The following is a 20,777-nucleotide window of genomic DNA, read 5'->3' on the forward strand; positions in this document are numbered from 1 at the left end:
AAATTATATACACATGAAATCGAGCACGACGCAAGCGACACACGGAGGAACGATTGTAATACGTGCGAGATTCCATCTGACCGCTTAAAGACAAATTATAAACAGATGAAAAAATTACTGTTCATTTCGCTGATCCTGCTTTCCCTTTCGCTCAAGGCCCAGGATAAAATCGAAATAACTGGGGAAGACTACCAAAACACCGGCGTAGAGATGGCTGATGTGATGCGGTCAAATGGCAAAATCTTCGTTTTGGTGGGGATAATTGGAATTGTTTTGGGGGGAATTTTGGTTTATGTGATACAGACAGACCGGAAGATTTCCAAACTGGAAGAGCAATTTAAAGATCTATCTTAAAATAGGGTAAGGTATGCCTGCATAAATTCAACTGGTAAAAGGATGGAATTAAGCATGACGTAGCCGAGACGCAAAGGGACAACGAACATACATGCTGCCTACCAGTAAGCAGGCATTCCGAAAAATCGAAAAAGGTTGTGACCACTGAAAATCAATTATTGACACATGAAATCGAGCATGACGTAGCTGTCACACAGTGGGCTGCCCCGATAGCTATCGTGGCAACCATGCGAGATTCCATCTGACCGCTAAAGAACAAATTATAAACAGATGAAAAAAGGACATATCATAGGACTGGGAATCATTGGCGTAGCCATAATGATCATTATCACTTCAATAGGGGATGCCAGTACTTACGAGAGCTTCTCAACCGCTCGCATACTTGCCAGCAATGGTGACGTAAAACCGATCCACGTAGTAGGAGAACTTAAAAAGAACGACGCGGGAAAAGTAGTCGGTATCGAAGTGGGAGAAGACAAAACCTCTTTCACCTTCCTTATGGTGGACAATGACGGCACCGAGCAACAGGTGTACTACAACGAACCTGTACCTGCGGATTTCGAGCGTTCTGAGCAAGTGGTCGTGATCGGTTCCTACAAAAATGAATCCATCTTTGTGGCCGAAAAAATCCTCATGAAATGTCCATCTAAGTATCAGGAGACCGATGTCCAAGCAGCCTCCATGTAATTACCATTCTCACTTGTAAATCAACCCAAAGGATAATGATCAATACCTTCGTTGGTAATTTGGGGCACCTGATGACGATAGTCGCTTTTGTGACGGCCATCATCACTGCCTTTTCCTACTTTCAATATATCAAAGCCCCGGAACTAGAAAAGGCTTCTTGGAGAACGTTTAGTAGATTCACCTTTTATGTGCATTCGATTGCCAGCGTAGGAATGGCAATAGCGTTATTTGAGATTATCTACAGTCATCGGTTTGAGTATTTTTATGCATACTCCCACTCCTCTGTAGCACTACCCGTCCATTACATGATATCGAGTTTCTGGGAAGGGCAGGAAGGGGCTTTCATACTTTGGATTTTTTGGAACGTTGTTCTAGGACTCATACTCATCCATACCAATAAATTCTGGGAGGGTCCGGTCATGTTGGTATTTGCTTTGGTTCAAGCGTTTTTGGTTTCGATGATTTTGGGGGTGGTGATTGGCGACCTGAAAATTGGTAGTTCCCCCTTTATCCTTTTACGGGATGTGTCAGACGCTCCGATTTTCCAAATCAACCCAGACTTTATCCCAGAAGACGGTACGGGATTAAATCCCCTTCTTCAGAATATATGGATGGTAATCCACCCACCCACGCTATTTTTGGGATACGCTTCTACCCTGGTTCCCTTTGCGTACCTGATGGGAGGGTTGATCATGAAAAAATATTCCGACTGGGTCAGGCCGGCCCTCCCTTGGGCGATATTTTCTGCCATGATATTGGGCATGGGAATCATCATGGGGGCTTACTGGGCTTATGTCACCCTTAACTTTGGCGGTTATTGGAACTGGGATCCGGTGGAAAACGCAGTATATGTACCTTGGCTGGTGATGGTGGCAGCTATACATACCATGATCACCTATAAGAAAAGCAGTACGGCACTGAAAACTTCCATCGTCTTAGTGATCAGCTCTTTTATCTTGGTATTATACGCTACCTTCTTGGTGCGCAGTGGAGTACTGGGAGATTCCTCCGTCCACTCCTTTACCGACTTGGGGCTATCGGGGCAGTTATTGATCTACATGCTGTTTTTTCTGTTCGTGGCAGTATTTTTTTCTGTCAAGGAATGGAAGCACATTCCGACTTCAGAAAAAGAGGCGTCCGTGTATTCCAGAGAGTTTTGGATATTTATCGGCGCCACTACGCTGGGTTTGATGGCATTTCAGGTGATCGTACCTACCTCTATTCCTGTGTATAACGCCATTGTAGAGGGGCTGGGTGGCATCTCCAATATGGCTCCGCCTGCAGACCAAGTTGGCTTTTATACCAAATTTCAGCTATGGTTTGCCGTTGCTCTGGCACTGTTAACGGGGGTTGGCCAGTATTTCTGGTGGAACAAAATGGATAAAAAGGACCTGAAGGATGCTCTGGGAACGCCCTATGTCATTTCCATGATCCTGGCGGCAGCCATTATCACCCTTGGAAAGGTCTATGATGTCAGTTATATTGTGGTAGTATTGGCCGGAGCCTTTACCATTGTTGCAAACGGTTCCATTCTGATCAAGTTGATTAAATCGGGCTCTCTAAAGCTTACGGGAGGATCCGTAGCCCATATAGGCTTGGGTATGGTACTGATCGGTGTCATGTTTTCTTCGGGGTATTCCGACACGATCTCCATCAACATGTCCGGCCTGACCTATAAAAAAGACTGGGAGGACGAACTCAACAAACAAAACGTGCTTCTCTGGATCAACAAGCCCCTTCAAATGAAGGAATATGAGGTCATTTATCGGGGCCGTCATAAAAAAGTATCCGGTGTACCCGGTTATGTAAAAGCCGATCTGCTGGAGTCTACCGACGGTGTCAATCAAGCAATAGCACTGGATGATATTCGGATCAAGGACAAACTTTACCATAGAAAAGGGGACACGGTGGACATTGTATTGGAACAAAACAGCTACTTTAAGGTAGAATACTATCAGAAGGACGAGCTGCAGTTTACGCTGTACCCCATGTCCCAACCCAATCCCACCATGGGCCTGATCTCATCTCCGGATTCCAAGCGGTACTTGTCGAGAGACTTGTACACTCACGTTTCGGCCATCAACGACTATGAAGAACCGGAGTGGAAAGAAGATCAGTTTGAGGGTGCTGCCCCCGGAGAGCAGTTCTTCATAAACGATTTTGTCACGTTTTTTGAAGGTGCCGAAATTGTTAAAGAAGTCGATGGTGTGGAACTTATGGAAGGGGATATCGCAGTAAAAGCGACACTGATTATCAACGATTACGACGTGGAAAAAAGATTGGAACCTATCTTCCTCATACGTGGAAATCAGGTAGGAAAAATATCCCACGTCGACAATGACCTCGGCATTAAGGTGGAAATCGAAAATATTGTCCCGGAAGATAATAAGTTCATGTTCAAGTACAACACCTATCAAAAAGACTACGTGGTGATGAAGGCTTCAATTAAGCCGTTCATCAATGTACTCTGGATGGGCACCATCATCATGCTGATAGGTTTCACCGTGGCGATATATCGCCGCTACGACGAGTTTACCAAAATGAGAAATAAGGGTTTGGAATAAATTTTCAAGACATATTAACTATCTTCATAGCCCCTGACCTAGGTCAGGGGCTTTGTTGTTGTAATTTGACTGGAACAATGGAATTTAAAATCGCCATACTTGGTACCGGAAACGTTGCTTGGCACCTGGGTGGGGCCTTGGAAAACGCAGGACACATCATCACGGAGGTATATGGACGAAACCTACAGCATGCCGAGAAAATCACCAACCGCCTATATGCCACAGAAGCCAAGTGCGATCTCGATTTCAGCGAAAGCGAAGCAGAAATTTTTATCCTAGCGGTGTCAGATCAAGCCATCGCATCCCTCGCAGATGCGGTGATTTTACCGGAAGGGAGTATTTTAGTGCACACAAGCGGTACCATGCCTTTGGAAATCCTTGGGTACAGTTCAGCAACCTTCACCGGCATTCTATACCCCCTCCAAACCTTGAGTAAATACCATCCCCTGGATTTTTCAGAAGTGGCCCTCCTGCTGGAATCGGATGACTCAGACACATTGAAAAAATTGCGAAAACTTGCCAACAGCCTAAAATCCCCACACTACACGGTAAAATCCAAAGACCGGCAGGCGGTACATGTGGCGGCCGTCTTCGCCAGCAACTTTACCAATCACCTGCTAGGGATTGCTGAAAGAATCATGGAACGGCATGGCCTGGATTTTGAGATGCTAAAGCCATTGATTATCGAGCAAATCAGCAAATCGCTGGAGATTGGGGCCAAAAGAGCCCAAACCGGACCTGCCGTAAGAGAGGATTTGGATACGCTCGAAAACCACCATCAATTTCTCCAGTTTGACGAAAAATTGGCAGAAATTTATCGCTCAATCTCCCAACATATACTGGACACTTGGTCTTCTGAGGGCTAGATCCGTGGCAAGACATTTCTCCTGATGAATCAAGTAGGATATTCCCTTTGCACAACAGAAATTAAGACGTATGGCCCAAAAGAAAATCAGACAAGTCAGTGAATTGCACGAATTGACGTTAGAAGAGTTGGATCTCCCACGACAATCCTTGGTTTCGGCCGCCCAAAAAGCCGTTGAAAAAGCGTACGCACCTTACTCCCAGTTCTTAGTCGGGGCTGCGGTTTTATTGGACAATGGCATCGTGATTTCAGCTAATAATCAAGAAAATGTCTCCTTTCCCGTTGGAACCTGCGCAGAACGGCTTGCACTGGGATATGCGTGTGGTCAGTATCCCGCAGCCAATCCGCTAAAAATCGCTATAGCTGCGCGCCGGATGGAAACCCCCTCTACCTATGCCGCTGTCACCCCCTGCGGCATGTGCCGCCAAACCATCAGTGAGTACGAGGTTCACTTCGGACAGGAAATGGAAATACTGATACTGACCCCCAACCAAACGGTACTGGTCAGTGATGGAGTCAAGCATTTGCTACCCTTTAAGTTTGAAGATCTAAACCGTTAACTCTATGAGCACCTACTACCAAGGGAATGTGCGCTGTCGATTTCACAAATCCTACCTGTGCTCATCAAAACCCAACAGCCGTACCCGCGAAATTTGGCTGGTTCTGCATGGCTATGGGGAACCGGGATGAATTACTTACTCCTGAAAAGAGACAGGAACAGGAAGCCCTTTGGGCACAAGTAGTGCCAAACAATCGGCTTGTAAAAACATACGATGGAGGTCATGAATTAGACGATCGGTTGCTTTGCGAAATTTTCGACACCTAAGGGGGCTATTGATCCGTTTGTGTTAGTTGCCTGTTCAGATTAGGAAAAAACTTATTATATTGAAAGGCTAATAAGACCTAACCGATTCGAAACATGCTTTTCAAAACACCGAATTTTCTTCTATTTGCGGCATTTCTTGCCTGCATGCTACAGGGCTGCGGAGAAGCCGAGGTAGAAGATACCAGAAAATGGTACAAGGGGAACTTGCACACCCACTCTTACTGGAGCGACGGAGACGAGTTTCCTGAAATCATTATGGACTGGTATAAATCCCATGACTACCATTTCGTGGCCTTGACAGATCATAATATTTTCGCCGAGGGTGAAAAATGGGTGACGATCAACGAAGACAGTGTATACCAAGAAGCTTTTCAGAAATACTTGAAACTATACGGCGAAGAGTGGGTAAAATACACAGAAGACGAGGGCACCCTACAGGTACAATTAAAGACCTATGCCGAATATGCGCCGTTATTTGAAGAAGAGGAAAGGTTTTTGATGATTCCCGCACAAGAGATATCTGATGGATATAAAGGAAAACCACTGCACCTAAATGTCACCAACCTGGATAAAATATTTCTCCCAACAGGCGGCGAAAGTGTAGCCGAGGTACTCCAAAACAATATTAATGCGGTTTTAGAACGTAGACGGGAAACCGGCCAGCCTATGTTGGTACACATCAACCATCCCAACTTTCGCTGGGCCATCACGCTACAGGACATAGTCAAGCTCAAAGGCGAGCGCTTTTTTGAAGTTTACAATGGACACCCCCAGGTTCATAATATGGGAGACGGCCTGCGAATGGGCACCGAGCGAATGTGGGACTTTATCAACATTGCCTATATTCAAAAAGGACAGCCGCTACTTTTCGGCTTGGCCACAGACGACAGCCACAATTACCACCGCTTGGGGAAGGAATTTAGCAATTCCGGACGGGGATGGGTCATGGTACTTGCTGACTCGCTAAACCCAGGGGCATTGATAGACGCACTGGAAGCTGGGGACTTCTATGCTACTTCGGGAGTGAACTTGGACAAGGTGAGCTATCGAAACAATTCCCTGTACGTAAAAGCGAGCGAAGAAGCCGGTGTAACCTACACCATTGAATTTATCGGATGTAGGGAAGGAGAACGTGAAACGGAGGTTTTGGCTACAGTAAAGGAATCGGAGGCAACATTTGACCTAACCCCTGACCTACTATTTGTCCGGGCAAAAGTCACTTCGAGCCGAAAACAACAGAACCCCGTAGAGGATATGGTATTTGAGATGGCCTGGACGCAACCGGTTAGACCATCCTAAATCAAGTAGCCTTATTCCACCATTTCCAAACCGAGCTTCATTCAACTCATGACAAAAATCCTCCCCCTGATCCTTCTGTTCTACGGTGTATCTGCCTTAGACCAATTTTTACTGGGACAACAAATGGATTTTGAGGACTACGATCCTATTTCCACGTTGGTAGTTCCCGAAAACCCCGTATACCGGGCCAAGTTCCCCTTTGTCGACATACACAGCCATCAATCCAACGTGACCCAAGAGCGAATCAACCTCCTGCTACGGGAAATGGGAGAGTTAAACATGGCTACCATGGTCAATCTGAGCGGGAAATCCTTTGCCCGTGGACGGAGTGAAATCGACGCACAGGAATACCTAAATTCCATGATCCGGCGCTTCAATGGTGTGGCACCCGGTAGGTTTGTCGTCTTCACCAATCTTTCATTCGAAAACTTCGGCAGTGCTGACTGGACCGCCAAAGCCGTGGCCGAGCTGGAAACTGATGTAGAAAATGGAGCCAAAGGGCTCAAAATATTTAAGAATCTAGGTCTCTCTGTAAGAGATATTGACGGAAAACGGGTGCCGGTAGACCACCCACACTTGGACCCCGTGTGGGCCAAATGCGGCGAATTGGGCATTCCAGTACTGATTCACTCTGCAGATCCTGCCCCCTTTTGGGAGCCTATGAATGCGGAAAATGAACGGTGGCTAGAGCTAAAGATCCATCCGGGAAGACGTAGAGGCGCCGATAATCCCGCTCCCTTTGAGCAGATCATCGCAGAACAGCACCGTGTATTCCGAAAGCATCCGACCACCACCTTCATTAATGCCCACATGGGATGGATGGCCAATGATTTGGACAAGGCCGCCAAGCACTTAGACACTTATCCGAATGTGAATTTCGGTATTGGGGCGGTAATCGCCGAATTCGGCAGACAGCCAAGGAAGGCGCGTGAGTTTTTCATCCAATACCAAGACAGGCTATTGTTTGGAAAAGATGCCTATAACAAGGAGGAGTTTTACACTTACTTTCGCGTACTGGAAACCGAAGACGAATATTTTCCCTATTACAAAAAATACCACGCATTTTGGCGTATGTATGGCCTGGGCCTGCCGGATGAAGTCTTGAAAAAAGTATACTACAAAAATGCGCTTCGGATCATTCCTAACATGGATAAAAGCCTATTTCCGAACTAACACCAAAAAAGCAGTCCGATTGAAAAGAATTGCCCCACCCTATTCCGGATTTCATCCTTAGGGTGGGGTTCCTTTTTAGACAGGTTAAAAGTGAAAGATTTTGGTATGGCCGTTGGCATCTTTTACCTCCAAATATACCTGGTCTACCGTGGTATCTGCTAGCCGGTAATCCCTGGAAAAACCCGCATATTCCTCCACATAATCTGAATTGATTTTCCGTAGGGTACGATTATCGTAGAAAGTGACTTCCGTACCAAGCGTTTCAATGCCAATCACGGTAAGTGAAATCACGTTGGAACCTTTGGCCTTTGCGAAAGCTACCAAGGCTTTGTCAAAGGCCTTTTTTGAAGTTACAGGAAACGTCACGGCATCTTCCTTGTTGCTCACCTGTACACGGTACTCCCCTTCCGGTACTTGGGTTAAGTTAAACGGAACGGATACCGGTTCATTTGCATGAAACGACACCTTGTCGATCATTTTTCCCTTCTCATCGTAGATGGAAACGGTAATTTTTCCCACCCCCTCTTTTAAGATCAGGTTGAAGCATTGGTCTTTAAATTCCAGCACGGCTACTTCCTCCAGCTTTCTGTCTGGGAAGATCGGATCGGCAAATGAGAAAGTAGCTACTGCAAGCGCAAGAAATAAGGTCATCAGCGTTTTCATAGTATTAGCGTTTTTTGGTTGACTTGTTTGATTTTGTTTGACTCACCCATTGCTAATGCCATACCATGTCCCAACCTCCAATACCTGATGCGCCTGAAAATGGATTATCCCGTATAGCGGCCGTACTCCTTTACACATCGAATTGCGCCAGATCTGCTTTGACTAATTGTCACAAAACCGAACACTTGTACAAAAACTGTTTTCCAAACGATACACATTTTTCCTAAAAACCTGATTTTCTTCCCTTCAAAAAGGTTGCACCACGTGACGAAAAAAAAATGAATTTATTTATTGTAACCAACTCGCATTCTATCGATTAAAAAATGTATTGTATTAAATCCGAACACATTACTGTATCAATCCGACACATTTCCAGTCCGAGAAAATAATTGAAGGGATGCCGCAAGCCGACACCAAAGCATAAAAAAACCTCCGTGTTTGGTGACCGATCGAATCCGGCCAACTCACACGGAGGTAAACCACAAAGAGGCCTACTGATTAAAACGGTCGTCCTAATGCCGCATACCAAATCCCTCCTAAAATATGTGTAAGGAAAGATTCATCCTGAAAGGCCTCGTCCGTATGTCCGAGCCCTGTATAAAATATCCTCCCCCCGTCAAATACGTGGTACCAAGAAATCGGATGATCCACCATTCCCATAGACTGTCCATTTCGCTGACCTACATCATAGGATGTTTCGTCCAGCTTTACCAATACATTGACATTTTTATTGAAGTTTTTGAACGCATACCATTCATCGGTCATCAACCAGTTTTCTTGTAAATGGTAGGTAGACGGATGGTTTCTGTTTACTACTTTCAATCTAGCGGTCTGCTGATGGGGATGGTGTGCAAACTGGGCACCGATCATGTCATTATACCATTTCCAGTCATATTCCGTGTCCGTGGCACTGTGGATACCAACTACCCCTTTTCCACTTTGGACAAACTCCTGAAATGCGGCCTTCTGCGCATCATTAAAAATGGTCCCGGTCGTACTCATCAAAATGATCACATCGTATTTCTCCAGCTTCTCCTTAGTAAACTCCGCCTCATCCTCTGTGGTATACACCTGAAAGCGGTGCTTGGACGCTAATTTTTTGATGGCCATCACGCCATCCGGGATAGACTGATGACGGAATCCCTTGGTTTTGCTAAAGACCAGTGCCCTAAATTGCCCTTGAGCCTGACTTTCATTGGTATGAAAAGCCAGTATCGACAGCATGAAGATTACAAAGGACAGCGCCTTCATTCGAAATTTTTTGTTCATGGGTATTGTTTTTAGAAACTGAGGTCGATTATACAATTATTATTCTACAATTTCGAATTTTTCTGCGGCAACTTTTCGGGTAAATGCGTCAAAATGCCACCACTCCGAGCCTATTCCGCTAAATCCAGCACCGCTCATCACTTCACGCAGTAATTCACGGTTTTGGATATGCGCCTGTGTAATCTTGCCCTCCCGAAGCATCTGATCCTCTCTGTCCGGGTACGCCGGATACCCAAAAAAATCATAATGTGTACCCAGGTCCAAAGCTTCGCCCGTTTGCTTGTTGGCAAGCGTGAGGTCTACCGCTACCCCATAGTTATGCAAACTCCCCCGCCTCGGATCCGCTACGTAGAGAGGCTTTAGGCTATCAGGTTTATCTAAATTATCCCAAAGAATCCACTGAACCGATCGTGGCCGTACGCCATCATAAACCAAAAGGGTCAATTCAGCATTTTGCTGCTGTAGTAGGTCGTAAGCAGTCTTTAGCATCTGCGCCACCTCAGGCTGCAGGTAGGCATTTTCCAAATCGCCATATACATCCATTCCGAAAAAATTATCGGTGGTGGAATATTTCAATTCTACCAAAGCCTCTGGAATGACCTCTTGAACATTGGCTAAACCCGCATCAAGGAGCCGCTGCTCCAACTCTCCCACTACTGCCACGGTAGCCGGAACATTTTGTACTCCCCGATCCAGACTTGGCGACACCTCTTCCACCGAGGGAGACCCATTTACACTGGCTCCCCCCGGGCTGGATGGCCCACAACTTACTGCCAATAAACCGATGAACAATAGCTTAACCTGCTTCACGACGGATTCCGGTTAAAGACAGTGGCACTTGCTTGCGCCAGTGGCAGGAGCAACACGTCTGCCATGACCACATGCCTGGGCCGGGTGACTGCGAAGGCAATGATCTCTGCTACATCATCGGCTGTAAGCGGATCGAAGCCATCGTACACGCCCGATGCCCTATCCGCATCTCCCTTGAATCGCACCAGCGAAAACTCGGTCTCCACTGCTCCAGGGTGTATGCCCATCACTTTGATACCATGGGGATTCAGGTCCACCCGCATGCTCTTGGTGAGGGCATCTACTGCATACTTCGAAGCGCAGTACACGTTACCTTTTGGGTAAATTTCCTTTCCGGCTATGGAACCGATATTGATAACCTGCCCACTCTTACGTGTTACCATTCCGGGTATGACGGTCTTGGAAACATAAAGCAACCCTTTTACATTGATATCCATCATGGCATCCCAATCTTCTACCTTCCCTTCGTCTATGGTATCAAGTCCGTGGGCATTTCCCGCATTGTTTATCAGGACTTCGATTTCTTGCCACTCCGTGGGAAGGGAACTAAATGCGCGGGTTACTTCCGACTGATCCCGCACGTCAAACGATAAAGACCAGTAAGGAGTGCCGGTGGGAAGGGCCTCTGCCAGCTCACGCAACCGTTCCAGCCGCCGGCCACAAGCCAGGATCGCATATCCCGCCTTTGCCAAATGGATGGCTGTCGCCCATCCAATACCGGAAGTCGCACCGGTAATACAAGCTATCTTTTTTTCCATGCTTGAATTTAAAAATTTCTCCGAAGGGATAAAATTCTAGCATGCCTAAAAACCGAACTGGGAGAAATTATTGAAAATTTAAGTATAGCGTAATGCTCTTTCGGCGTATGTCACTGATCGAATCGGTAACCCTTGGGTCACCAAATCCAGGTCGGTAAAGATTTGTCAAGCCATGTGAAAAGCGGATTTCGGGAGAGAATTTGAAGTACTTAAAATAAAGGTCAAACCCCATTCCCATCTCCAAGGCTACATCCCTACCCCTTAGAACTACCGGATCCTCATCTGCTTCCTCCTGATTTTTGGTGCGCAGCTGCCCGTTTACGCCACCGATAAAAAACATGCGGGTATTGTTAAACCGCTCGGATTTATACTTGAAAAGTAAGGGCAATTCTACCAAGGTCTCCTCGGTCATCAGCGGAACGGTATTGATCCCAACTCCTCCGGCTACGTTGGAAGCATCCGTAAAAACCTGCACATCGGTCTTATGCTCATAAAAGCCTACCTTCGGGGTTAGCATAATATTCACCTGATCGTGCAGCCGGGTGGTCACCAAAAAACCCAAGGCAAAGCCTGGGGAAAAGGAAGTCATCACCGCCCGGACATTAGACAATCCGGCATTTGCAGGATCCATAAAGGCATCGGAATATTTTACCCGCAGGCTGCTGCTATGGGCGGCCAAAAAGAACCCATAGGATATAAACTGGTCATCGTTTCCTGAATGGTGAATGGCAATATGCCTTTGCTGCGCGTAAAGGCCGTTGGATACTATTGAGAATAGGAAGATTAAGAAAACTATTTTTCCCCTACATAGATGGAGCTTATTCCGAACGTGAGTGGTGTGCATGTTGTGTTTTTGAAGCCTACCCTTTCCAGTATATCCAGAAAGTCCTTGCCGTCCGGAAAAACCTGTACAGATTCCGGAAGATAGGTATAAGCGGCATTGTCTTTTGAAACAACCTTTCCAATTTTTGGTAAAATATATTTAAAATAAAAATTATATGCTTGCTTCATCGGGAATTTTTTGGGTTTGGAGAATTCCACGATGACCGTTTTGCCCCCGGGCTTTAAGACCCGACGCATATCCGCCAATCCTTTTTCCAGATTTTCGAAGTTCCTGACACCAAAAGAAACGATGACAGCGTCGAATTTATTTTCTTTGAACAGCAACTTTTCCGAATCCCCCAATTGCAGCTCGATGCGATCATCCAACTTTCGCTTCTTGAGCTTCTTTCTCCCCTCAGAAAGCATTCCTTCAGAAATATCCACTCCGATTACCTTATCGGGGTTGAGGGCCAATGCCTCAATGGCAAAATCCCCCGTCCCGGTGGCAATATCCAAAATCAACTTCGGTTGGTCTTTCTTTAGTAGGCTAACAGCCTTTTTTCGCCAGATAATATCTATACCTAAGCTTAACACGTGGTTTAGCAAATCGTACTTCTTGCTGATGTTATTAAACATGTCAGCCACCTGCTCCTTTTTACCACCTTCTTTATCTTTGTAGGGAACTACTGTCATATCGCTTATTTGGACGTCAAAGTTACTAACTAAACCCTAGCTACGGAAAAATGTTAAAGATTAATTGGTAGGCCTTGTTTAATTAGAAAAGCTTACCTTTGTGCAAAAATCCAGTACGATGATCAAGCAAGCGAAATTTTTAATCAGCAACACGGACTATAAAAAGTGTCCTTCTCCCGACAAGCCGGAGTTTGCCTTTATCGGTAGATCCAATGTTGGCAAAAGCTCGCTCATCAACATGCTTTCCAACCAAAAGAATCTGGCAAAGACCTCTGGAACTCCAGGTAAAACCCAGTTAATCAATCACTTTATCATAGATAACAACTGGTATCTGGTCGACTTACCTGGCTATGGATTTGCCAAGGTAAGCAAAGTCCTGAAAGCAGAATGGGATAAAATGATCCGAGAATACCTTACCCAAAGGGATAATCTGGAGGCGGTATTCATCCTGATAGACAGTCGATTGGATCCCCAAAAGATTGACCTGGAGTTTACCTATTGGTGTGCCGAAAGGGGCATTCCCTTCGCACTCGTGTTTACCAAAGCCGATAAGCAGTCAGTCACCAAAACCAAAGCCAATGTGGACAAATTTCTGGGCGAGATGAAAACTCTGTACGGAGACTTGCCTGACCACTTCGTGACCTCGGCAGAGACCGGAATCGGAAAAGAAGACCTGATTGCCTATATTGAAGAAAACGTGGCCGAATTCTATCAAAAGTAGTCTCCACAACCCCACTAAGGGACTAGCCAACATACATTAATTATACCGTAATTACATTTATTGCATCATGGAATTTAAAGAATTAGCTACCGTATCCGGAAAACCGGGCCTTTATAAAGTCCTGAAGCCTAGCCGTAGCGGCGTCATCCTAGAATCACTGGACGAAAAAAAAGCCAAAATGGTCGTAGGAGCCAGTCAGCGTGTATCCCTGCTTAGCGAAATTTCCATCTACACCCTGACGGAAGAGGGATCTACCCCGCTTCACGAAGTGATGAAAACCATCGAAAAGGAATTCGCTGGAGACACCGGCGTGCAGGATGCCGATAACGAGGAACTGAAAGCGTTTTTAAAACACGTACTACCCGACTATGACGAGAATAGGGTGTATGTTTCGGATATCAAAAAACTGATCAATTGGTACCACCTCATCCGGAATAAGGCACCAGAAATGCTGACGGACACCGAGGAAAGCCCCACCGAAAATCCGGAGGGAAGTTCCACAGAACCCTAAACACTGCCTTGAATCCTGAGGAAAAGGCGCTCTGGGCTGCCTGTGCAAAAAACCTGCAAAAGCAGCTTTTTCTCCCGGATACACCTTCAAGTGTGTCACGGGAGGACTTGGCTGCATTTATTTGCCCTGCGATCAGTCGGATGCTAAATCAGGACATGGATAGCCTGCTGCAGCTTTGCTATCGGGTAGATTTGGGCGAAGAAAAACTCAAGCATATCCTGCACCACTCCCCGGTAGCTTGCCTGGCGATGGACCTGAGTCTCGCACTGGTAGATCGGCAACTGCTAAAACAACGCCTTCGGGCGACCTACGGGGAGGGGCTTTAAGGAGTGACTGAGGAGCTGAGATTCACCTTTTCCCTCGTCCCAAAGCTCAAAGTTGCCCCATCAGTTCCTCCACCAAGCCTTTGGAACCTATAAATAGGGGCGTTCGTTGGTGCAGCGTTTCAGGTTGTATTTCCAGGATACGTCGGCTGCCGTCGGTAGCCAAGCCTCCAGCCTGCTCTACTATAAATGCCAACGCATTGGCTTCGTACATTAGTCGGATTTTGCCACTCGGATTCTTTGAGGAAGCAGGATACATGTAAATGCCTCCCTTCAGCAGATTCCGATGAAAATCAGCGACCAAGCTGCCGATGTAGCGGGAAGTCCTGCCCTTGCGCTTACAGGTATTCAAAAACTCCACCACGCCCAGGCCTACGGTCGGAGTAAGGCCGTCGTTGATCGTAAAGATTTCACCGGAAGCCGGTGCCTGAATACTCGGATGCGAAAGAAAAAATTCGCCAAGTGAACGTTCATACGTAAACCCATTCACCCCACTGCCGGTGGTATACACCAACATGGTGGATGAACCATAGAGCACATAGCCAGCAGCGACTTGCTTCACCCCGCTTTGTAAGACATCTTCGGGCGCAATGGAAGATCCTAGGGGCGTCACACGCCGGTAGACCGAAAAGATAGTGCCTATGGACACATTTACATCTATATTGGAAGAGCCATCCAGCGGATCAATCGCTACCACGTATTTCCCGGTCTTGTTTTGCAGATCGATGACCTCATCGTCTTCCTCGGACACAATGGCACATACCTCGCCGCCTTTGCTCAATGCCCGAATAAAGCGGATATTGGCCACGACATCCAATTTTTGCTGTTCTTCTCCCTGCACGTTGGTATGTCCGTAGGCCCCTGTGACGTGCGACAGTCCAGCCCTGCCGATTTCCCGCGAAACGATCTTGGACGCCAAGGCAATGTCCCGCAGTAACTGAGAAAGCTCTCCGGTGGCATAAGGAAAATCGTCCTGCATGCTCTTGATAAAGCGATCCAGGGTCACTCCCACGAAGTATCCTAACGAGGAGGTGTCTTGTATGTAAGGTTTGGTCTTCATAACTTTGATCGAATTTACGAAAAATTCCCGTAATCAACGCATTCCTCCCACATGGTCCAGCCCTTTGTCTTTAAATTTGGCGGTGCTTCCGTCAAAGATGCCCCTGCTTTTCAACACGTCGCAAACATCCTTAAATCCAGGTGGAAAAATGGTCTAGTGGTCGTCGTTTCAGCCTCGGGTGACACTACCGACCACTTGGAACGGATCATCGAAAAAGCCTATGGGGAAGCTACCTATGACACTGAACTAGCCGATTTGGAAAGCTACCATCAGGCAATCTGCGCATCGCTATTCCCGGCAGACCATGGCATCTTCAGCCAGGTAGCCAACTCCTTTTCCCAACTCAAACGAAAGCTAGGCAGCGATCTCAGGACGGAAGGGAAGGCCTTTTTATACGACCAAACCATCGTCTTTGGCGAACTGATCTCCACCCGCATCCTGCAGGAATATCTGTGCATGAACGGCCTGTTTTGTGTATGGCAAGATGCCCGCGAACTCATCGCGACCGATTCTACCCACAAGATGGGAAAAGTAGACTGGGTATTGACCATGCAACGATGCCGAAAATACCTGTCTCCAAAATTGGAAGACTATCCGGTAATCACGCAAGGATTCATGGGCAGCGATTGGCTCGGAAACACCACCACGCTGGGCCGCGAAGGGTCGGACTTTACCGCAGCCATCCTTGCCGTAAGCTTGGGAGCCAAATCGGTCTCAATATGGAAAGATGTCGCCGGCATCCTAAACGGAGACCCCGATCTCTTTCCGGACGCCATTAAGTTTGATCACTTGGATTTTGAAGAAGCCGCCGAAATGACCTATTTCGGCACCAAGGTGATCCATCCCAAAACGATCAAACCACTGGCGAAACAGAAAATACCGCTTTATGTCAAATCTTTTGTGAATCCGGATCTTCCGGGCACCGTGATAGGCAGCTTCGAAGACCATCCTAAAATCCCGATCACCATCATCAAGTCCAAACAAGTTTGGATTACCTTCCGGGTTAGGGACCTTTCCAAAGTGGGGGGATTCCACTACGAGGAAATTTTTAAAACCGCCAAGAGTTTCAATTGGAACATCAATTTACTCCAAAGTAGTGCGGTGACCATACACCTAGTGATCGATCAGCCCGAACAGATGCCTGACCCGCTACCAAAACAGCTATTGGAAACATTCCATGTTCAAAAAACAGAAAACCTTCGGTTGGTTACCGTGAAAAATTACGATGATACACATGAAGCAACCTATAGAAATGAATCAAAAGAGGTATATCTGACAGAAAAAAGCCCAAATACTTTGCAAATGCTGCTGCGATAGGGTGCTTAGGATAGGCGCTCCACCACCCGAAGGATACCAGGAAGGTAGCCTGTTCCAAATAAATTCAGATGGACCAACAAAGGATACAGGTTGTACACATCCTTTCTTTCTTCAAATCCGGGCTCCATGGGGAAAAAATCGTTGTATGCCTCATAAAACTCCTCTGAAAAACCTCCAAAAAGCCGGGAAAATGCGATATCCATCTCGCGATGACCATAATATACCGCAGGGTCTATCAAGACTGGGTTCCCTTTCGTGGTCCTCATGATATTGCCAGACCACAGATCCCCGTGCAGCAGAGCGGGCTTCTCACTGGGAAAAAATCCCCAAAGAGCCGGGTAAATAGCCTGTACTTTTTGTACGATTTCAAGAGAAATCAACTGATGGTCATGCGCCCGTTGCAGTAAGGGTTCCAACCGTTCATCGATGAAAAAACTAGTCCAGTCTGGGTGTGACTCGTTGCGCTGGGGCAAGATGGCTATGTAGTTTGGGTGATCGAGACCGAAACCTGCCTGAGTTGCCATATGCAGCTCTGCCAAGCCTTCGGCCAGCGTTCTCCAGTAATCGGTGGACTGAGGTCCTTGCCTCACCCATTCCGTCACGAGGTAATTGGTCCCCTCTACCTGTCCAAACCCGTATACCACCGGGACAAATAAAGAGGTATGGCGGGCCATCAGCTCCAGGCCATGCGCCTCCTCCCGAAAGATATCTCCGTTGGCTTCGTAGTTGAATTTTAGAAAAAAAGCCCCCCAGGAAGTCCTTAAAAGAACCGCCTGATTGGCATTACCCGCAGCAATCAAGGCGTATTTTTTTAGGGAAATGTCTTGGCCAAACACTTTGAAAAGAATGGCCTCAAAAGAGTCATTGGGGTTTTCCATGGATACTTGGAAGGTTCTCCAATTTGGCCAAAAACTGATCTAACGACGCGTCCAGTATTCGATATACTTCCTCAAAGCTACCCAAACCACCGTAATAAGGGTCAGGCACATCCGTAAATGAAGCGTCAGGGGCAAACTCACTCAATAAGTAGATGTGGTCCGTCTTTAGCTTGTACCGTTGACCAAGCTTCACGGTGTTCTGGTAGTTGGAGGTATCCATGGCTACCAAATAATCAAAATTCCGAAAGTCACTCCGCTGTAGCTGCCTTCCTCGGTGGTTGATCGGAATTCCGTACCTATCGGCACAAGCCAATGTCCGCTCATCGGGAAGCTCACCGATGTGAAAATCCGACGTACCACAACTGTCCGAACAAACCAAGCCACTCAATCCACGGGCAGCTACCTTGGCGTTAAAAATCGCTTCCGCCAAAGGCGAACGACAGATATTTCCCAAACAAATAAATAATACCTTAACCATTAAAGGGTGTTTAATAAAAGCGTGGTTTTCACTAGCGCCAGATCGAGCTTACGAAAGGAATAAAATTACACATTTTATTAATTATCCTCCTTATCGATACGCCATTTCTTGTTCACATTTTACTTGATTCTCTATTTCTGCACACTATATGCACAAAAAGCGCTCCAATTAACCCCTGGGAACCAGGAATTTTAATCCGAACAACCCCAAAAAACCCGTTTTAAACCCCGCCAGCTTTGGTTCCCTTCTACTTGCCACAGGGGTGCCGAAGCAAAAAATTTTTCCTTTTGTAACAAAAGTACCTGTTTTACTCCGAAAACATCCCGATTATTGCACTAATCAACGGCCCTTCTTCGAAAGAATGTGGCTTATCCAACACCTAAAATCGATCTGTGATGCAACAGAATATCGGAAAAATTGACAAAGTTATCAGGCTGTCTATCGCACTGTTGATTGCCCTTTTATACTTTACAGGAACCATTTCAGGCACGCTCGCCATCGTACTGGGTGTCGTTGCGGCATCTATGGTAGTCACTTCGCTGGTCGGCTTTTGCCCACTGTATTGCCCATTAGGAATCAATTCCTGTAAAATCAGCAAAAAATAAAACTATTTTTGACATGTATAGAATCGCGATAGCCGTCACGTTCTGGATCAGTTTAAGTTGTTCGCCCAGACAGCAACAGGAACAACAAGTCAGCCAAGCGAACGAAAAAACCGAGTACACCGCGGTTGAATTCAACGAGCTCATACAAAAGACCGCCAACCTGCAACTGGTGGATGTCCGCACACCGGAGGAGTTCCGAAAAGGACACATTGAACATGCCGCTAATGTAAACATCAACGGGGAGGAGTTTCAGGATCAAATACGTGCCCTGGACAAATCAAAACCAGTATATATCTACTGCCTGAGTGGCGCAAGAAGTAAAGCTGCCGCCAACTACCTGAGGAAAGAGGGGTACCAAGAAGTCTATGAAATGCCGGGAGGAATCCTCGAATGGAGGAATGCCGGCCTTCCCGAAATTGTATTGGAAAAACGGGAAAGCGGTGGGATGACCTTGGCCGAGTACCAAAAACTACTCCAAACCGACAAACTAGCCTTGGTGGATTTCTATGCAGTCTGGTGTGCTCCCTGCAAAAAGATGGAGCCGTATTTGGAAAAAATTTCCACGGAAATGGCAGATAAAGTGACTGTGATCCGAATAGATGCCGATGACAATCCAGATTTATGCAAGGAACTGGGTGTTTCCGCCCTGCCTGTACTGAAGCTGTACAAAAACGAAGACTTGGTCTGGGAACACGCAGGGTTTATCGAAGAAGAAGGGGTTCGGAGCCAGTTAAATTAGACCGGCCACCGAATAGTCCCGTTGACCTTGTTCGCCGAAGCGCCTATTCCTTTCGGTTAGCCGTAGAAATTCGGTGTGGGATTTAGCGTTTTGTTCTTCCATTGGTGCCAATAGGGATAAGCTGGTGGAACCTCGCTTGCTTCGTCTAGCCGCTTGATTTGATCGACTGACAACGCCCAACCTACCGCGCCCAGATTCTGCCGGAGTTGCGCTTCATTTCTCGCACCAATCACCACCGACGAGACCGTAGGTCTGCGAAGCAGCCAATTGATGGCGACCTGCGCGATGCTTTTTTCGCACTCCTCCGCAATTTCACCTAGCACGTCCACCGTACGGTAAAAAACTTCCTCATTTACCACCATCTCGGGAATAGGACTACCACCCTGGGCAATTCTTCCTTCCTCAGGTATGGGGCGGTTACGGCCATATCGGCCTCCCAACCTACCCGCAGACAAGGGAGACCACACCAATGCGCCCACTCCCTGATCCAATGCCAGCGGCATAAGCTCCCATTCATAATCCCGATTGGCCAGCGAATAGTACACCTGATGCCCCACGTAGCGGTTCCAAGCATACCGATCCGATAAAGCAAGGGACTTCATCAGGTGCCAACCGGAAAAGTTGGATGCCGCAAGGTACCGGACTTTCCCACTTTGTACCAAGTCATCCAACGTCCGAAGCGTTTCCTCCACCGGCGTGACCCCGTCAAAGCCGTGCATGTGGTAAATATCGATGTAATCTGTGCCTAAACGCTTCAAACTTCCTTCAATTTGCCGCAGAATGTGAAACCGGGACGAACCTTGGTTATTGGGACCCTCGCCAAAGGGAAACGTAGCCTTGGTAGAAAGCAGCAGCGACTCGCGGCCCCTGCCGGCAATCGCCTTTCCAAGAACTTCCTCTGCAAGGCCACCGGAGTACACATCCGCCGTGTCAAACAAATTAACGCCTGCTTCCAAGCAGATATCGATCAACCTCTTGGCCTCGTCTACTTGGGTTTCACCCCAGGCTTTAAAGAAGGCATTGCCGCCGCCAAAGGTGGCAGTTCCAAAACTTAAAACGGGCACCTTGAGGCCCGATGCTCCCAGAAATCGGTATTCCATGGTAATAAATGGTTTACATATGATCAAATAATACATCCTATGGCTTGCCAGTGAGTCCATTGCGCCAAGGTGGGCAGCCAACCCGTACCAATCGCTATGGAAATGGCGAAACAACGCACTGACTTGCCAATTTACGGCATACCTCCGAAAAAACCGGAATAAGGCGGTTTAATTTGCGAAGAATGACTGAGGGGTCAACACCACCTAGGCAAAAAAGTTTCGGCCCGTACCCTTCTTGGAATTTCAATCTGAGTAAATGGGC

The 20,777-nt window shown here is 46.9% G+C and carries 23 protein-coding genes; 13 read left to right on the forward strand and 10 right to left on the reverse strand.

All coding sequences use genetic code 11. The features are described from left to right. Positions 1-105: 105 nt before the first annotated feature. The 7 genes from IAQ59_RS16955 (at position 106) to IAQ59_RS16985 (ending at position 7,768) form a co-directional block, all read left to right on the forward strand. Positions 106-354 carry a CcmD family protein gene (locus IAQ59_RS16955; protein WP_209332031.1) on the forward strand — a complete coding sequence of 83 codons (249 nt, stop codon included), beginning with the start codon at positions 106-108 and terminating at the stop codon, positions 352-354. A gap of 270 nt (positions 355-624) precedes the next feature. After that, entirely contained in the window at positions 625-1,041 is a 417-nt protein-coding gene (locus tag IAQ59_RS16960; protein ID WP_209332032.1) for a cytochrome c maturation protein CcmE domain-containing protein, read from the forward strand. Positions 1,042-1,076: 35 nt separating this feature from the next. Then, positions 1,077-3,605, forward strand: a complete 2,529-nt coding sequence (ccsA, locus tag IAQ59_RS16965) for a cytochrome c biogenesis protein CcsA (RefSeq protein WP_209332033.1) — start codon at positions 1,077-1,079, stop codon at positions 3,603-3,605. Between the two features lie 77 nt (positions 3,606-3,682). Beyond that, positions 3,683-4,471, forward strand: coding sequence for a Rossmann-like and DUF2520 domain-containing protein (locus tag IAQ59_RS16970; RefSeq protein ID WP_209332034.1), 789 nt, complete (start codon positions 3,683-3,685; stop codon positions 4,469-4,471). Positions 4,472-4,541: 70 nt separating this feature from the next. Further along, on the forward strand, positions 4,542-5,030 hold the full coding sequence (locus tag IAQ59_RS16975; protein ID WP_209332035.1) for a cytidine deaminase: 489 nt from the start codon (positions 4,542-4,544) through the stop codon (positions 5,028-5,030). Between the two features lie 359 nt (positions 5,031-5,389). Continuing rightward, positions 5,390-6,595: a CehA/McbA family metallohydrolase domain-containing protein gene (locus tag IAQ59_RS16980; RefSeq protein WP_245189674.1), complete on the forward strand. Its 1,206-nt coding sequence runs from the start codon at positions 5,390-5,392 to the stop codon at positions 6,593-6,595. A gap of 123 nt (positions 6,596-6,718) precedes the next feature. After that, positions 6,719-7,768, forward strand: a complete 1,050-nt coding sequence (locus IAQ59_RS16985; RefSeq protein WP_425342619.1) for an amidohydrolase family protein — start codon at positions 6,719-6,721, stop codon at positions 7,766-7,768. 84 nt (positions 7,769-7,852) lie between these two features. Here IAQ59_RS16985 and IAQ59_RS16990 read toward each other — a convergent pair whose 3' ends face one another. The 6 genes from IAQ59_RS16990 to ubiE all read right to left on the reverse strand — a co-directional run bounded on the left by IAQ59_RS16990 (position 7,853) and on the right by ubiE (position 12,783). Further along, positions 7,853-8,431, reverse strand: a complete 579-nt coding sequence (locus IAQ59_RS16990; protein WP_209332037.1) for a flagellar hook assembly protein FlgD — start codon at positions 8,429-8,431, stop codon at positions 7,853-7,855. A gap of 498 nt (positions 8,432-8,929) precedes the next feature. Then, positions 8,930-9,700 (reverse strand): ThuA domain-containing protein, encoded by a 771-nt coding sequence (locus tag IAQ59_RS16995; protein ID WP_209332038.1) that lies wholly within the window; start codon positions 9,698-9,700, stop codon positions 8,930-8,932. A 39-nt stretch (positions 9,701-9,739) separates the two neighbouring features. After that, positions 9,740-10,408 carry a M15 family metallopeptidase gene (locus IAQ59_RS17000; RefSeq protein ID WP_425342620.1) on the reverse strand — a complete coding sequence of 223 codons (669 nt, stop codon included), beginning with the start codon at positions 10,406-10,408 and terminating at the stop codon, positions 9,740-9,742. Positions 10,409-10,506: 98 nt separating this feature from the next. Continuing rightward, the gene (locus IAQ59_RS17005; RefSeq protein WP_209332039.1) at positions 10,507-11,268 is read right to left on the reverse strand and encodes an SDR family NAD(P)-dependent oxidoreductase; all 762 of its coding nucleotides are present in this window, start codon (positions 11,266-11,268) and stop codon (positions 10,507-10,509) included. A 67-nt stretch (positions 11,269-11,335) separates the two neighbouring features. Continuing rightward, complete coding sequence (gene porT, locus IAQ59_RS17010; protein WP_209332040.1) at positions 11,336-12,112, reverse strand: type IX secretion/gliding motility protein PorT/SprT; 777 nt, start codon at positions 12,110-12,112, stop codon at positions 11,336-11,338. After that, entirely contained in the window at positions 12,061-12,783 is a 723-nt protein-coding gene (gene ubiE / locus IAQ59_RS17015; protein WP_209332041.1) for a bifunctional demethylmenaquinone methyltransferase/2-methoxy-6-polyprenyl-1,4-benzoquinol methylase UbiE, read from the reverse strand. The genes porT and ubiE overlap by 52 nt, the downstream gene beginning before the upstream one ends. 118 nt (positions 12,784-12,901) lie before the next feature. On the opposite strand from ubiE, the gene yihA reads away from it, so the two are divergent. The 3 genes from yihA (at position 12,902) to IAQ59_RS17030 (ending at position 14,341) form a co-directional block, all read left to right on the forward strand. After that, positions 12,902-13,504 carry a ribosome biogenesis GTP-binding protein YihA/YsxC gene (yihA, locus tag IAQ59_RS17020; RefSeq protein ID WP_209332042.1) on the forward strand — a complete coding sequence of 201 codons (603 nt, stop codon included), beginning with the start codon at positions 12,902-12,904 and terminating at the stop codon, positions 13,502-13,504. 67 nt (positions 13,505-13,571) lie between these two features. After that, complete coding sequence (locus tag IAQ59_RS17025; protein ID WP_209332043.1) at positions 13,572-14,015, forward strand: DUF5606 family protein; 444 nt, start codon at positions 13,572-13,574, stop codon at positions 14,013-14,015. Between the two features lie 8 nt (positions 14,016-14,023). Then, positions 14,024-14,341: a hypothetical protein gene (locus tag IAQ59_RS17030; RefSeq protein WP_209332044.1), complete on the forward strand. Its 318-nt coding sequence runs from the start codon at positions 14,024-14,026 to the stop codon at positions 14,339-14,341. Between the two features lie 46 nt (positions 14,342-14,387). Here the strand turns inward: IAQ59_RS17030 and fbp are convergent, their stop codons facing one another. Beyond that, the gene (fbp, locus tag IAQ59_RS17035) at positions 14,388-15,398 is read right to left on the reverse strand and encodes a class 1 fructose-bisphosphatase (RefSeq protein ID WP_209332045.1); all 1,011 of its coding nucleotides are present in this window, start codon (positions 15,396-15,398) and stop codon (positions 14,388-14,390) included. A gap of 51 nt (positions 15,399-15,449) precedes the next feature. Between fbp and IAQ59_RS17040 the strand changes: the two genes are divergently transcribed. Further along, positions 15,450-16,715: an aspartate kinase gene (locus tag IAQ59_RS17040; RefSeq protein WP_209332046.1), complete on the forward strand. Its 1,266-nt coding sequence runs from the start codon at positions 15,450-15,452 to the stop codon at positions 16,713-16,715. A 5-nt stretch (positions 16,716-16,720) separates the two neighbouring features. Here the strand turns inward: IAQ59_RS17040 and IAQ59_RS17045 are convergent, their stop codons facing one another. Both IAQ59_RS17045 and IAQ59_RS17050 read right to left on the reverse strand, forming a co-directional pair. After that, the gene (locus IAQ59_RS17045) at positions 16,721-17,593 is read right to left on the reverse strand and encodes a fructosamine kinase family protein (protein ID WP_209332047.1); all 873 of its coding nucleotides are present in this window, start codon (positions 17,591-17,593) and stop codon (positions 16,721-16,723) included. Continuing rightward, complete coding sequence (locus IAQ59_RS17050; protein ID WP_209332048.1) at positions 17,577-18,071, reverse strand: low molecular weight protein-tyrosine-phosphatase; 495 nt, start codon at positions 18,069-18,071, stop codon at positions 17,577-17,579. The genes IAQ59_RS17045 and IAQ59_RS17050 overlap by 17 nt, the downstream gene beginning before the upstream one ends. A gap of 395 nt (positions 18,072-18,466) precedes the next feature. Here IAQ59_RS17050 and IAQ59_RS17055 point away from each other — a divergent pair, with 395 nt between their 5' ends. Both IAQ59_RS17055 and IAQ59_RS17060 read left to right on the forward strand, forming a co-directional pair. Further along, entirely contained in the window at positions 18,467-18,676 is a 210-nt protein-coding gene (locus tag IAQ59_RS17055) for a YgaP family membrane protein (RefSeq protein ID WP_209332049.1), read from the forward strand. A gap of 13 nt (positions 18,677-18,689) precedes the next feature. After that, positions 18,690-19,415 (forward strand): thioredoxin domain-containing protein, encoded by a 726-nt coding sequence (locus IAQ59_RS17060; RefSeq protein ID WP_209332050.1) that lies wholly within the window; start codon positions 18,690-18,692, stop codon positions 19,413-19,415. 56 nt (positions 19,416-19,471) lie between these two features. On the opposite strand, the gene IAQ59_RS17065 is transcribed toward IAQ59_RS17060, so the two are convergent. After that, positions 19,472-20,515, reverse strand: a complete 1,044-nt coding sequence (locus IAQ59_RS17065; protein ID WP_209332051.1) for an aldo/keto reductase — start codon at positions 20,513-20,515, stop codon at positions 19,472-19,474. Between the last annotated feature and the right edge of the window lie 262 nt (positions 20,516-20,777).

The organism is Lunatimonas salinarum (assembly GCF_017811155.1).
Lineage (GTDB): Bacteria > Bacteroidota > Bacteroidia > Cytophagales > Cyclobacteriaceae > Lunatimonas > Lunatimonas salinarum.